The organism is Streptomyces sp. NPDC002574 (genome assembly GCF_042889545.1).
Lineage (GTDB): Bacteria > Actinomycetota > Actinomycetes > Streptomycetales > Streptomycetaceae > Actinacidiphila.
The window spans coordinates 116842-130891 of sequence record NZ_JBIARB010000004.1; the positions used below are offsets into that span (position 1 = coordinate 116842).

Annotated in this window: 10 protein-coding genes; 9 read left to right on the forward strand and 1 reads right to left on the reverse strand. The window is 72.0% G+C overall.

Annotated elements, in window-relative coordinates:
- Positions 1-68: 68 nt before the first annotated feature.
- The 6 genes from ACFYXS_RS10405 (at position 69) to ACFYXS_RS10430 (ending at position 8739) form a co-directional block, all read left to right on the forward strand.
- Positions 69-2051, forward strand: coding sequence for a glycogen debranching N-terminal domain-containing protein (locus ACFYXS_RS10405; RefSeq protein WP_389246031.1), 1983 nt, complete (start codon positions 69-71; stop codon positions 2049-2051).
- A gap of 175 nt (positions 2052-2226) precedes the next feature.
- Positions 2227-2943, forward strand: a complete 717-nt coding sequence (locus ACFYXS_RS10410) for an NUDIX domain-containing protein (protein ID WP_389246033.1) — start codon at positions 2227-2229, stop codon at positions 2941-2943.
- 32 nt (positions 2944-2975) lie between these two features.
- Complete coding sequence (locus tag ACFYXS_RS10415) at positions 2976-4604, forward strand: ATP-binding cassette domain-containing protein (RefSeq protein WP_389246035.1); 1629 nt, start codon at positions 2976-2978, stop codon at positions 4602-4604.
- A 92-nt stretch (positions 4605-4696) separates the two neighbouring features.
- Positions 4697-5620 (forward strand): FadR/GntR family transcriptional regulator, encoded by a 924-nt coding sequence (locus tag ACFYXS_RS10420; protein ID WP_389246037.1) that lies wholly within the window; start codon positions 4697-4699, stop codon positions 5618-5620.
- A gap of 316 nt (positions 5621-5936) precedes the next feature.
- Positions 5937-7505 (forward strand): RNA polymerase sigma factor, encoded by a 1569-nt coding sequence (locus tag ACFYXS_RS10425; protein WP_389246039.1) that lies wholly within the window; start codon positions 5937-5939, stop codon positions 7503-7505.
- Positions 7506-7956: 451 nt separating this feature from the next.
- Complete coding sequence (locus ACFYXS_RS10430; RefSeq protein ID WP_389246872.1) at positions 7957-8739, forward strand: S1 family peptidase; 783 nt, start codon at positions 7957-7959, stop codon at positions 8737-8739.
- Positions 8740-8883: 144 nt separating this feature from the next.
- Here ACFYXS_RS10430 and ACFYXS_RS10435 read toward each other — a convergent pair whose 3' ends face one another.
- Positions 8884-9114: a hypothetical protein gene (locus ACFYXS_RS10435; protein WP_389246041.1), complete on the reverse strand. Its 231-nt coding sequence runs from the start codon at positions 9112-9114 to the stop codon at positions 8884-8886.
- 426 nt (positions 9115-9540) lie between these two features.
- Here ACFYXS_RS10435 and ACFYXS_RS10440 point away from each other — a divergent pair, with 426 nt between their 5' ends.
- From ACFYXS_RS10440 to ACFYXS_RS10450, 3 genes are all read left to right on the forward strand, one after another.
- Positions 9541-11670: a type IIA DNA topoisomerase subunit B gene (locus ACFYXS_RS10440; RefSeq protein ID WP_389246044.1), complete on the forward strand. Its 2130-nt coding sequence runs from the start codon at positions 9541-9543 to the stop codon at positions 11668-11670.
- 321 nt (positions 11671-11991) lie between these two features.
- Positions 11992-12438, forward strand: a complete 447-nt coding sequence (locus tag ACFYXS_RS10445) for a DUF485 domain-containing protein (RefSeq protein WP_389246046.1) — start codon at positions 11992-11994, stop codon at positions 12436-12438.
- Positions 12435-14036, forward strand: coding sequence for a cation acetate symporter (locus ACFYXS_RS10450; protein ID WP_389246048.1), 1602 nt, complete (start codon positions 12435-12437; stop codon positions 14034-14036). Before ACFYXS_RS10445 ends, ACFYXS_RS10450 begins: the two co-directional genes overlap by 4 nt.
- Positions 14037-14050 lie beyond the last annotated feature (14 nt).

Sequence of the window (14050 nt, forward strand, 5' to 3'; positions counted from 1 at the left end):
CGAGTGCCCACACGGGCGTTCACCGGGGTAGTGGCGGCACCGCCCGCCCGAGCCGACGAGGAGATGGCATGGGCCCGCATCAGGCCAATCGGTCGTCCTCCCGCGCCGACCGGGGGCCGCAGGCGGTGCACGACGCGGTGATCTGCGTCGCGGCCCCGTCGCTCGCGGTCTCGGGGCGGGACGGGCAGCTGCGCGGTGACGGCTTGGACGGCTTCTACCAAGCCGGGCGGCGTGTGCTGACCCGCTGCGAGCTCCGGCTCGCGGGGGCGGCGCCGGTGCCCGTGCAGGGCCTGCCCGTGTCGGCCGGGGAGGCGCGGTTCACCGCGGTCGCGCGGGTGCCCGGTGACACGGCCCCGGACCCGGCCCTCACCGTGGAGCGGCTGCGCTCCGCGGGCGGCACCGAACGCATCACCGTGCACAACACCGGGCCCCGCGAGGTGCACATCCCGTGCGAGATCTCCCTCGCCTGCGATCTCGCCGAGCTGCCGGCGATCGCCGCCGGAACGTCCGGCCCGGAGCTGCCGGCCAGTGTCTGCGACGCGGGACTGCTGTGGACGGGCGAGGGCGGACGGGTCCGGGTCCTCGCGGCGCCGGGGCCCGACAACGCGATGGCCTCGGCCGGCCTGCTGAGCTGGGACCTCGTGCTGGCGCCGGGGGCGTCCCGCACGATCGAGCTGCGCGTGGTCCTGGAGCCCGCCGGGGCGCAGCCGCCCGGCCCGGGGTCCGGACCGCCCACGGCGCCGTGGTCCGCGGCGCGGATCGACTGCGAGGACGGCGGGGCGGCGGCGCTGCTCCGCACCGCTCTCGACGACCTCGGTGGGCTGCTGCTGCGGGACCCCGGGCATCCGCTGGACGCCCACGTGGCGGCGGGGGCTCCCTGGCGGCTCGGTCTGGCCCCGGCCGACGCGGCCTGGGCGGCGCGCATGCTGCTGCCGCTGGGCACCCGGCTGGCGGCCGGCACGCTGCGCACCCTGGCCCGCCGGCAGGACCCGGAGACCGGCCGGGTGCCCGGACCGCTGCGGCACGCCGGGCCGCACCTGCCGCCCACGTGCTCGGGCGTGGAGGCCGGGCTGCTCTTCGTCACCGTGCTCGCCGAGGCACGCCGCTGGGGGATGTACGAGCGGGACGCCGAGCAGTTGCTGCCCCCGGCGGAGCGCTCACTGCGGTGGCTGAGGTCGTCCCTGACCCCCGCCGGGTACATGCCCGACCCCGCGCCAGGCGGGCCGGTGCGCTGCGACGTGCAGGCGCACGCCCACCGCGCCATGCTGCACGGCGCGGATCTGCTGGACGCATACGGACGCCCCGGGGCCGAGGAGTGGCGCGAGCGGGCGGAGGCGCTGCGCCGCCGCTTCCGTGAGGACTTCTGGCTGGACGACCGTGCGGGGGGCCGCCCGGCCGCCGCCCTGACCCCGGACGGAAGACCGGTACCGCACCTCGGCTCGGCGGCGGCGCACCTGCTGGACACCGGGCTGGCCGCTGGCGGCGAGGTCGCCCCCGGACTGCTGGACAAGGTGCAGACCGAGCAGCTCGCCCGCCTGCTGGCCGCGCCGGAGCTGGACTCGGGGTGGGGGCTGCGCACCCTGTCGGCCGCGGCGCCCGGCCACAACCCCTTCGGGCACCGTGGGGGAGCCGTGCGCGTCCACGACACCGCCGTCTCGGTCGCCGGGCTCGCCGCCCACGGCTACGCGAGGGAGGCCGCCGCACTGCTGCGCGGTGTGCTCGACGCGGCCGCCGTCTTCGGCCACCGGCTCCCCGAGATGTACGCGGGCGAGCAGCGTGCCCCCGACCGGGTACCCGCGCCGCATCCCACCGCGTCCCGCCCCGCCGCCGTGGCGGCCGCCGGAGCGGTGCAGCTGCTGACCACCCTGGCCGGGATCCGCCCGGACGTCCCCGAGCGCGTCGTCGTCGTCCGCCCCTTGGGCTGCGCGCCCCTCGGCGAGCTGCGGCTGACGGGGCTGACGGTCGCGGGCGAGCCGTTCGCGGTGCGCGTCGGCCGACTCGGGACGGCCGTCGTCGAGGAGGCGGCGGCGGGACTCCAGCTCGGTTCCTGAGCCGGAGGGCACCCCTGCTTCACGATCCCGCCCCGCCCCGGCAACCCGCGCTCCCTCCCGGCTTCGCCGCGGCTACGCCCCGCCTCACCAGCACGTCGAACGACCGGCCGAGAGCAGGCCCCGTCATCCCTCCAACCTGCTGCTTATCGTCAGGCAGACGACTATGATCGCGGACATGTCGCCCTACGACCCGTCAGCTTTCCCGCCGTTCGCCGTCACCGTCGACCTCGTCGTGCTCACGGTGCGCAGCAATGCCCTGAGCGCCCTCGCGGTCCGTCGTGGCGAGCCCCCGTACCAGGGCCGGTGGGCGCTGCCCGGCGGCTTCGTGCGCGGCGACGAGGACCTGGCCGAGGCCGCCGCCCGTGAACTGGAGGAGGAGACCGGACTCCGGGCCGGCAAGGGGGTGCATCTGGAACAGCTGGCCACGTACGGCGATCCCCAGCGCGACCCGCGCATGCGCGTGGTGAGCGTCGCCCACCTGGTGCTCGCCCCCGACCTGCCCGCCCCCCGCGCCGGGGGCGACGCGCGCAGCGCCCGCTGGGCCCCGGTCGGGGAGTTGCTGCGCAACGGCGAGGACGGCGCCCTCGCCTTCGACCACGCGCGGATCCTCGGCGACGGCGTCGAACGCGCCCGCTCCAAGCTCGAGTACTCCGCCCTGGCCACCGCCTTCTGCCCGCCGGAGTTCACCGTCGGCGAACTGCGCCGGGTCTACGAGGTCGTGTGGGGCGTCGTCCTCGATCCGCGCAACTTCCACCGCAAGGTGACGGGCACGGTGGGATTCCTCGTTCCGACCGGCGGTACGACGACCCGTCAGGGCGGCCGTCCCGCACAGTTGTTCCGCGCGGGTGGCGCAACCATCCTCAATCCGCCCATGTTGCGGCCAGAGATGTAAATTTCGGACCTTTCGCACGTTATCGTGCAAGGGTGATCCAGGCCATCGGACTGACCAGCGCGTCCCGCGGCGACGAAGCACCCGCCGTGGACGACCTCACCTTTGACGCCCGCCCCGGGGAGATCACCGCGCTGCTCGGCGACAGCGGCGCGGGCAAGTCGACCGCCCTGCGGCTGATGCTCGAACTCGAACCCGGCCGCGGCATCACGCTCTTCGGCGGCCGGCCCCTGCACCGTCACGCCCACCCGGCGAACATCGTCGGCGTGCTCCTCGGCGACGTTCCCGGACATCCCTCCCGCACCGCCCGCGGCCACCTGCGGATGCTTGCCGCCGCTGCCGGCGCACCGGCCGAACGCGCCGATCAGGTCCTGGAGATCGTGGGCCTGCGTGACGCGGCCGACCGCCGTCTCGGCGAGTTCTCGCTCGGCATGGACCGCCGCCTCGGCGTGGCCGCCGCCCTCCTCGGCGACCCTCCCGCCCTCCTGCTCGACGACCCCGCGCAGGACTTGTCGCCCCGCGACACCGCCTGGCTGTACGGACTGCTCAAGACTTATGCGGCGCGCGGCGGCACGGTCGTCGTGACCGTGAGCGATCCTCGAACGGCCGGACGCCTCGCGGACCGCATCGTCACGCTCGACGCGGGACGGCTCGTCGCCGACCAGTCCGCCCAGGAGTTCGGCCGCGGACGGCTGCGGCCCTACGTCGCCGTGCAGTCGCCGCAGGCCGAACGCCTGGCGCTGCTGCTCGCCGGCGACGAGACCGAGATCACCCACGAGAGCGGCAGCCGCATCTGCGTCTACGGCACGACCACCGCCCGCATTGGGGAGACCGCCTTCCGGCACGGCATCCTGCTGCACCGCCTCGCGGACGAGGTGGGCGACACCGGCGTCCCGGAGTCGCCGCACGGCGACCGCGCCCCCGGCGCCGTCTCCCTGGCGCCCGTGCGCGAGGCCCGCCCGCCCGCCGGGCCCGCCCGTCCGGTCCGCTACGAACTGCGCCGTCTCGCGGGCATCCGCGGCCCGTGGCTGATCGCCCTCGCGGGCGTGCTCGCCTCCGCCCTGTCCACCCTCGTGCTGCTGCGCACCGGCCACCACGCGGTCTCTCTGCGCCTGCTGACCGGCTGGGCGCACTCCCTGCCGCTTCCCCCGGCCGCTCTCGGGGGCGGACTCCTCGGGGCCCTCTCGTACGGCCAGGAGTTCCGGTACCCGGCGCTGGCGCCCGCCAACGCGCCCGTGCCGCGCCAACTGCGCCTGCTGCTGGCCAAGCTCGTCGTGAACGGCGGCGCGGCGCTGGCGATCGCCGGCGGTGCGGCCGCGGCGGGAGTGGTGGAGGCGCACTTCCTCGGCGGTCACGGACTGCCGCGGCTCCTGGTCCTGGCCCGTATCGCGGTGACGTGGGGGGTGCTGGCGCTGGTGTGCTGCTGGGCCGGTGTGCTGGCGGCCGGGGTGTTCCGCACCACCGCGCTGGGTCTGGCCGGGGTGTTGGCGGTGCCCCTGCTGGTGGCGCCGGTGGTGCGCCGGGCGGCGACGGCGCCGGCGATCGACGCGGTACGGCTGGCGACCCAACCCGTCCGGTATTCCTTCGTCTTGTCGCTCTTCGCTCTGTTGTGTGCCTATGTGGCAACGGTCTTGCGCCGGAGAAACCCCATTTCCTTCCGATAAAGCGTCAATTATCAGGTGATGAGTGCTCACCCTTTCGTGTGCTTTTCAGCAAAGCCCTCAAGGCGCCGGTCGTCATCGCCGACAAATGATGCGTGAGTACCCTTGCGCACACCATGATGACCGCCGCCCGCTCCGTCGACCCCAGCCTCGTCGGCGGTGGCGAGCTCGACCGCTATCCGTACGCCGACGTCTCCGCCGGTTCCTCGCTGGACCGGCCGGGCGGTGCACCCTCCTCCTGGGAGGGCGGTGACACCGACATGGGCCGGGTGGGCCGCCGGGCGGGCGGCAGCCGTGGCCGCGGGCTCCACGGCCAACTCGTCCAGCAGCTCGGCCAGATGATCGTCTCCGGCGATCTGGGTGCCGACCGCCCGCTCGTCCCCGAGGAGATCGGCCAGCGTTTCGAGGTCTCCCGCACCGTCGTCCGCGAATCGCTGCGTGTACTGGAGGCCAAGGGTCTGGTCAGCGCCCGGCCCAACGTCGGCACCCGGGTCCGCCCCGTCAGCGACTGGAACCTGCTCGACCCCGACATCATCGAGTGGCGGGCCTTCGGTCCCCAGCGGGACGACCAGCGCCGCGAGCTGTTCGAGCTGCGCTGGACGATCGAGCCGCTCGCGGCCCGCCTGGCCGCCGGCCACGGGCGGGAGGACATCCAGCAGCGGCTGGTGGACATGACCGAGATCATGGCCCACGCCGTCGGTCAGGGCGACGGGCTGACCTTCTCCCGCGCCGACGCCGAGTTCCACGGCCTGCTCCTGCAGATCGCGGGCAACCGCATGCTGGAGCACCTGTCGGGCATCGTCTCCGCCGCTCTCCAGGTCTCCGGCGGCCCCGTCACCGGCTGCGAGCGCCCCGGCGATCACTCCGTCGCCCTCCACGCGCGGGTGGTCGAGGCGCTGGCCGCCTCCGACGGTGCCGAGGCGGAGGCCGTCATGCGCCAGCTGCTGGCCGTGCACACCGAACCGGCTCCCGCCGCCGGGACCCCCGACCATGTCGTCCCCGCGCCGCGCGAGCACTGATCGCCCAAAGCGAGCCGGAGACGGCACCGACTTCCGCCGCCGGCCCACACCCTCCGGGTCCGGCGGCGGAGCCGTCCGCCGCACCCGGCGGGCGGACGCATGTGGCGGTCCGGTTCACGGTGAGTGTCCGGCTATCGACTGGTTGGTGCCGTTCCGGGGTGTGACTCGGACCACGTGGGGCCGGGCGTAACGCTCTGGCGAGCAGCGCGATGAGGTAAGAGGTGGCGGCCGCGCGAGGAATATCCGCGACGAACATGACGCTGAGTTGCTGAGCGGTTCCACCCTAGTCGTTTTCCATCGTTCCGAGAGGTTGTTCGTGTCGGCCAGCACATCCCGTACGCTCCCGCCGGAGATCGCCGAGTCCGAGTCTCTGATGGCGCTCATCGAGCGGGGTAAGGCTCAGGGTCAGATCGCCGGCGACGACGTGCGCCGAGCCTTCGAAGCGGACCAGATCCCGGCAACCCAGTGGAAGAACGTTCTGCGCAGCCTCAACCAGGTCCTCGACGAGGAGGGTGTGACGCTGATGGTGAGTGCCGCTGAGGCGCCCAAGCGCACCCGTAAGAGCGTCGCAGCCAAGAGCCCGGCGAAGCGTACTGCCACCAAGACCGTCGAGACCAAGGCCGCGCCGGTGAAGAAGACCGTGGCGGCCAAGGCCGCCGCGGCACCCGCGTCCGCCGTCGAGGCGGAAGCGGTGGCGGACGTGACCGACGAGGGCGTGGCGCCCGCCAAGAAGGCCGTGGCGAAGAAGGCCGCGGCCAAGAAGACCACCGCCGCCAAGAAGACGACGGCCAAGAAGACCGCCGCCGAGACCAAGACCAAGAAGGACGACGAGCTCGCCGAGGGCGAGGAGCTCCTCGAGGAGGTCACGCCCGGCAAGGACGAGGACGTGCCGGCCGCCGAGACCGAGGCGGAGAGCTTTGTGCTCTCCGACGACGACGAGGACGACGCGCCCGCGCAGCAGGTCGCCGCGGCCGGCGCCACCGCCGACCCGGTCAAGGACTACCTGAAGCAGATCGGCAAGGTCCCCCTCCTCAACGCCGAGCAGGAGGTGGAGCTCGCCAAGCGCATCGAGGCCGGTCTGTTCGCCGAGGACAAGCTGGCCCAGGCGGACAAGCTCGCCCCCAAGCTCAAGCGCGAGCTGGAGATCATCGCCGAGGACGGCCGCTGGGCCAAGAACCACCTGCTGGAGGCCAACCTCCGTCTGGTGGTCTCGCTCGCCAAGCGCTACACCGGTCGCGGCATGCTCTTCCTGGACCTGATCCAGGAGGGCAACCTGGGCCTGATCCGTGCGGTCGAGAAGTTCGACTACACCAAGGGCTTCAAGTTCTCGACGTACGCGACGTGGTGGATCCGCCAGGCGATCACCCGCGCGATGGCCGACCAGGCCCGCACCATCCGTATCCCGGTGCACATGGTCGAGGTCATCAACAAGCTGGCCCGCGTCCAGCGTCAGATGCTCCAGGACCTGGGCCGCGAGCCCACCCCGGAGGAACTGGCCAAGGAACTCGACATGACCCCCGAGAAGGTCATCGAGGTCCAGAAGTACGGCCGCGAGCCGATCTCCCTGCACACCCCGCTGGGCGAGGACGGCGACAGCGAGTTCGGTGACCTGATCGAGGACTCCGAGGCTGTCGTCCCGGCCGACGCGGTCAGCTTCACCCTCCTCCAGGAGCAGCTGCACTCCGTCCTCGACACGCTCAGTGAGCGTGAGGCCGGCGTGGTCTCGATGCGCTTCGGCCTGACCGACGGCCAGCCGAAGACGCTCGACGAGATCGGCAAGGTGTACGGGGTCACCCGTGAGCGCATCCGCCAGATCGAGTCGAAGACGATGTCCAAGCTGCGTCACCCGTCCCGTTCCCAGGTGCTGCGCGACTACCTGGACTGATCGGACCGGCTCCTCGACGGGCCCGCGACCGCCATTGGCGGCGCGGGCCCGCCGGCGTTTTCCGGAGCCCTCTCCGGATGCGGGGGTGAGTCACTCAGGTAACGCTGAGTGCACTTATTGTTCCGGAGGGTGAGGAGAGTGCATGCGTTCCTCGATCCGCTCGATGATCGGCGGACTGACGCTGGCATCAGCGCTCGCGATGCCGCTGGTGGCCCCCGCGTACACCGCGTACGCCGCCAGTTTTGAGCCTGCCGCGCCGGGCGTGGAACCCGTGGCCCAGGAGGCGGGGAGCGCCGCCGTGCCCGAGGCCGTGTCGGAGGAGGGGGAGGGGGCCTCGTACGCGGCGCAGACTCAGGGGGCCTCGGCCGCCGAGCCGGGGCAGGAGTCCATAGCCCGGGGCGCGGAGTCCTCCGCGCAGTTCAGCCGGGTGACGGCGCCCGCGGCGCCTGAAGTGCCACGCGACGTGGCGCGTCCGCAGTCGCCGGCGCAGGGTGCCACCGGCGCTGTCATAGGCGGTGCGCCCGTGTCGACCCAGCAGTACCCCTGGGCCGTGGCGATCTCCAGTCGCTCCCGGTACGGGGCGACCCGCTCCGGGCAGTTCTGCGCCGGTGCCCTCGTGGGGCCGGCCACCGTGGTGAGCGCGGCACACTGCTTCACCCCCGCCGCACTCGGCGGGGACTGGAGGCAGGTGCCCGACCTGCGGGTGATCGGCGGGCGCACGGATCTGAGCGGCGCGGGGGGCAGGGAGGTGCCGGTCCGCAAGGTCTGGGTGAACCCGGCCTACGATCCGGCGACCAACAACGGGGACGTCGCCGTGGTCACCCTCGCCGAGCGGCTTCCGGCGGCGGCCGCTATTCCGATGGCGAAGCCCGGTGACAGCACCGTCTACCGCTCCGGCACCCCGGCGAAGGTCCTGGGCTGGGGCGACACGACGGGGCTCGGCACCTACTCGAACACCCTGCGGGCGGCCCCGGTGGAGGTGCTCCCCGACTCGGTGTGCCGGAAGGCCTATCCGGGGAGCATCGACGGCAAGTACCTGTCCGGCTCCATGGTGTGCGCGGGTGAGCTCACCGGTGGGCGGGATTCCTGCCAGGGGGACAGCGGTGGCCCGCTCGTGGCGGGGCACCGGCTGATCGGTCTGGTGTCGTGGGGCTCGGGCTGCGCCGAGGCGGGCCGTCCCGGGGTCTACACCAGGGTCTCGTCGGTCTCCGGGCTGGTCGGGCAGCACTCGTGACCGGATGATGGATCATCGTGCACCGTGACGCGTCCAGGCGTCACGGATGCGCGGTGCGGACGGGACGAGCAAGCGGACAAGCCGACGGGCGGCCCTCCACGCGGGGGGCCGCCCGTCGCTGAAAGCTCGTCGCAGTACTACGCGTCAGCGTTCGTCATCGACCGCGACGGTCGTCGTGGCCGTGAGGCGGCCGGTCTCGTCCTGTATTTCCACAGCGATCTTCTTCAGTTCGGGCTCGAACTTACGCCCATGGTGCGCGCAGAAGAGCAGCTCACCGCCGCTGATCAGTACGACGCGCAGGTAGGCCTGGGCGCCGCAACGGTCGCAGCGATCCGCCGCCGTCAGCGGGCTCGCGGGGGTCAGAACTGTAGTCACGTCGCCTCTTCTCTAGCTCGACGAGCTGTCGTACCAGGGTCAACATCCAACCAGGCCGAAACTGTTCCCGCTCGTGCCTTTTTCCTGGAAACCGTTGTTGTAGCGGCTGGATGCTACCGATTGGCGGCGAATGATCCTCTGGTGTGGTTATTTGTCGTATTCAGGGCAATCAGGCGGAACTGGTCAGATTCTTCAGTTATGTCCCGCCGGCTGGCTTGCCGGTTGTTGATGAGGACGTGCCCGCAGCCTAAATGGTTCATGCCTCCAGGGGAACGTGACATGTGTATCACTCAAACGAGGGATCGAACACGTCTTCGATAGCGGGCTAGCATGGACCGCATACCGGGTCGCGGCGAAACGGCCGCGCGCGGCCTCGGTACCCTCTGACCGATACGGCTGTAGAACTTCATCGAGGAGACGTCCCGCGTGACCGCCGAAACATCCGTGCCGTCCACCGCGTTGCTGACCGGTGCAGATCGTGACGGCTCCAACTACACCGCGCGGCATCTGCTGGTACTCGAGGGCCTTGAGGCGGTGCGCAAACGCCCGGGCATGTACATCGGTTCCACCGACAGTCGCGGCCTCATGCACTGTCTCTGGGAGATCATCGACAACTCCGTCGACGAGGCCCTCGGCGGCCACTGCGACCACATCGACGTCATCCTCCACAAGGACAACTCGGTGGAAGTGCGCGACAACGGCCGTGGCATCCCCGTCGACATCGAGCCCAAGACCGGCCTGTCCGGCGTCGAGGTCGTCATGACCAAGCTGCACGCGGGCGGCAAGTTCGGCGGCGGGTCGTACGCGGCCTCCGGCGGTCTGCACGGTGTGGGCGCCTCGGTCGTCAACGCCCTGTCCGCCCGGCTCGACGTCGAGGTCGACCGCGGTGGGCACACCCACGCCATCAGCTTCCGGCGCGGCGTCCCCGGCCGGTTCGCCAAGCCCGGCCCGGAGGCGAACTTCGAGCCGGAGAGCGGGCTCGACAAGTCCAAGAAGGTGCCGCGGACCCGGACGGGCACCCGCGTGCGCTACTGGGCTGACCGCCAGATCTTCCTGAAGGACGCCAAGCTCTCCCTGGACAACCTCCACCAGCGTGCCCGCCAGACCGCTTTCCTGGTGCCCGGCCTGACGATCGTCGTCCGCGACGAGCGCACGGACAACGGCAACGAGGACGGCAAGCCGGTCGAGGACACCTTCCACTTCGACGGCGGCATCAGCGAGTTCGCCGAGTACCTCACCCCGGACAAGCCGATCTGCGACGTGCTGCGGCTGTCCGGCAGCGGCACCTTCAAGGAGACCGTCCCGGTCCTGGACGACCGCGGCCACATGAGCCCCACCGAGGTCACCCGCGAGCTCGGTGTCGACGTGGCGCTGCGCTGGGGCACGGGGTACGACACCACGCTGCGCTCCTTCGTGAACATCATCGCGACGCCCAAGGGCGGCACCCACGTCCGCGGTTTCGAGGGGGCGATCACCCGGACGGTCAACGAGGTGCTGCGAGCCAACAAGCTGCTGCGCGTCGCCGAGGACGACATCGTCAAGGACGACGCCCTGGAGGGCATGACCGCGGTCGTGACGGTCCGGCTCGCCGAGCCGCAGTTCGAGGGCCAGACCAAGGAGGTGCTGGGCACCTCGGCGGCCAACCGCATCGTCTCCAACGTCATCTCCCGCGAGCTGAAGGCCTTCCTGACCTCCACCAAGCGGGACGACAAGCAGCAGGCCCGCGCCGTGCTGGAGAAGGCCGTCGCGGCGGCCCGGACCCGGATCGCCGCCCGGCAGCACAAGGAGGCGCAGCGCCGCAAGACCGCGCTGGAGTCCTCGTCGCTGCCGGCGAAGCTCGCCGACTGCCGCAGCGACGACGTGGACCGCAGCGAACTGTTCATCGTCGAGGGCGACTCGGCGCTCGGCACCGCGAAGCTCGCGCGCAACTCCGAGTTCCAGGCGCTGCTGCCGATTCGCGGCAAGATCCTCAACGTCCAGAAGTCCTCGGTCTCGGACATGCTCAAGAACACCGAGTGCGGCGCGATCATCCAGGTCATAGGAGCCGGCTCCGGCCGCACCTTCGACATCGACCAGGCGCGCTACGGCAAGATCATCATGATGACCGACGCCGATGTCGACGGCAGCCACATCCGGTGCCTGCTGCTGACGCTCTTCCAGCGCTACATGCGGCCCATGGTCGAGGCCGGCCGGGTCTTCGCCGCTGTCCCGCCGCTGCACCGCGTGGAGCTCACCAACCCCCGCAAGGGGCAGGAGAAGTACGTGTACACGTACTCCGACCGCGAGCTGCGCGACACGCTGCTGGAGTTCGAGCGCAAGGGCATCCGCTTCAAGGACAGCATCCAGCGGTACAAGGGTCTGGGCGAGATGGACGCCGACCAGCTGGCCGAGACGACGATGGACCCGCGGCACCGGACGCTGCGCCGGATCAACATCAGCGACCTGGACGGCGCCGAGCTGGCGTTCGACCTGCTGATGGGCAACGACGTGGCGCCGCGCCGCGAGTTCATCACCAACTCGGCGTCGACCTTGGACCGATCCAAGATCGACGTCTGACCCGCGGCGAACGGATCGGACCGCCCCGGCGGTCCGATCCGGCCACGCTGAGCCGCGCCGGTCCCCTTCGTGTCCGCCGCTTCCCCATCGCGATGACCGCTGCCGTGACGGCACCCACCGCGCACCCGTGCAGCGGGAGCCGGCGCGACGCGTCCGGACCGCCCCCGCCAGGCCCTTTAGGCGACCTCGCCGTCGCCCACCCCCCGGGGCGGGGGATCGTCACCTGATGGGGTGAAGGTTTCTGCTTGGGGCCTCCCGGATCTTCCCGCAATGTCCATGCTTGGGCGCACGGCCGAACGGTCCGTGAAGCGAGGAGAGTCCGTGAAAGAGCACGACGGGGCGGAGCCCAGCGGGCTGCGGGTGGACGACCCCTGGTACGACGCCCTGGCCGCCGGGGACTGGGAAGGACCGGAACCGCCGCCGGCGCCCGCATCCCCACCGGCCGCGCCGTCCGGTCCCGCCGCCGTGTACCGGGAGGTGCAGCGCAGCGGCCCGTTCCAGGAAGTCCGCGGCCGCTACCGGCGGTTCGTCTTCCCGGCGACGGTGGCCTTCCTCGCCTGGTACCTGCTCTACGTCGTGCTCGCGACCACGGCCCCCCGCCTGATGGCCCGGCCGGTCGCCGGCGAGCTCAATGTCGCCATGGCCCTGGGGCTCGCCCAGTTCGCCTCGACCTTTCTGCTGACCTGGGCCTACGCCCGGCACGCCCGGCTGCGCCGGGACCGGGCCGCCCTGGAACTGCGCTGGGACACCCAGGAGCGGATGCGGTGACCGGCAACCACCAGGGACTCGCACTGGTCCTCTTCACCGTCTTCGTCTCCGTCACCCTCGCCATCACCGCCTGGGCCGGGCGGCGGCGCAGCTCCTCGGTCGAGTTCTTCGCGGGCGGCCGGCTCTTCTCCCCCCTGGAGAACGGATTCGCCATCGCGGGCGACTACCTGTCCGCCGCGACCTTCCTCGGCATCTCGGGCCTCATCGCCCTGTTCGGGTACGACGGAATGCTCTACTCGGTGGGCTTCCTGGTCGCCTGGCTGGTGGTCCTCTTCCTCGTCGCCGAACTCGTCCGCAACTGCGGCCGCTACACCCTCGCCGACGTGCTCAGCGCCCGGATGAAGCAGCGGCCGGTGCGGATCGCCGCGGGGACCGCCTCGGTGGTGGTCTCCGTGCTCTACCTGGTCGCGCAGATGGTGGGCGCCGGGAGTTTGGTCGCGCTGCTGCTCGGCGGTCAGGGCTCGGCCGCCCGCACCTGGACCGTGGTCGGGGTGGGCGCGCTCATGGTCTTCTACGTCACCTTCGGCGGCATGCGGGCCACCACATGGATCCAGATCGTCAAGGCGGTGCTGCTGATGGGCGGCACGCTCGCCCTCACGGTGCTGGTCCTGATCCGCTTCCACGGCGACCTCGGCGGTCTGCTGCGCGCGGCGGCCGACGGCAGCGGCCACGGACGCGCCTACCTCGCCCCGGGCCTGAAGTACGGCGGGAACTGGACCTCGCGGCTGGACTTCATGAGCCTCGGCCTCGCCCTGGTGCTGGGCACGGCCGGGCTGCCGCACATCCTGTCCCGCTTCTACACCGTGCCGACCGCCCGTTCGGCCCGGCGCTCGGTGGTCTGGGCGATCGGGCTCATCGGCAGCTGCTACCTGATGATCATCGTGCTCGGGGTGGCCGCGGCCGCCGTCGTCGGCTCGGACGCCGTCCGGACGTCCAACGCGGCCGGGAACACCGCGGTCCCGCTGCTCGCCCTCGACCTGGGCGGGGGAGCGGGCTCCGCGGGCGGGACCGTGCTCTTCGCCGTCGTCGGCGCCATCGCCTTCGCCACGATCCTCGCGGTCGTCGCGGGCATCACGCTGGCGTCCTCCGCCTCCGTGGCGCACGACCTGTACGCGACGCTGCGCCGCCCGCGCCCGGGCGCCCCCCGCCGCGAGCACGAGGACGTGCGCGTGGCCCGGCTGGCGGCCGTCGGGATCGGCGGCGTGGCGATCGGGCTGAGCCTCTTCGCACAGGGGCAGAACGTGGCGTTCCTGGTGGGACTGGCGTTCGCGGTGGCGGCCTCGGCGAACCTGCCGGTGCTGCTCTTCACGCTGTTCTGGCGCAGGTTCACCACCCGCGGCGCGGTGTGGTCGGTGTACGGCGGCCTGGTCCCGGCGGTGGCGCTGGTGGTGCTGTCGCCGGTGGTGTCCGGCAGCCCGGACTCCCTCTTCCCGGGCATGGACTTCGCCTACTTCCCGCTCCAGAACCCGGGGCTGGTGTCGATCCCCCTGGGCTTCCTGGCCGGCTGGGTCGGGACGCTGCTCACCCGTGAGCCCGCCGACGCCGACGCGTACGCGGAAGTGGAGGTCCGGGCCCTCACGGGCGCCGGAGCGGCGTAGGAGGCCCTGCACGG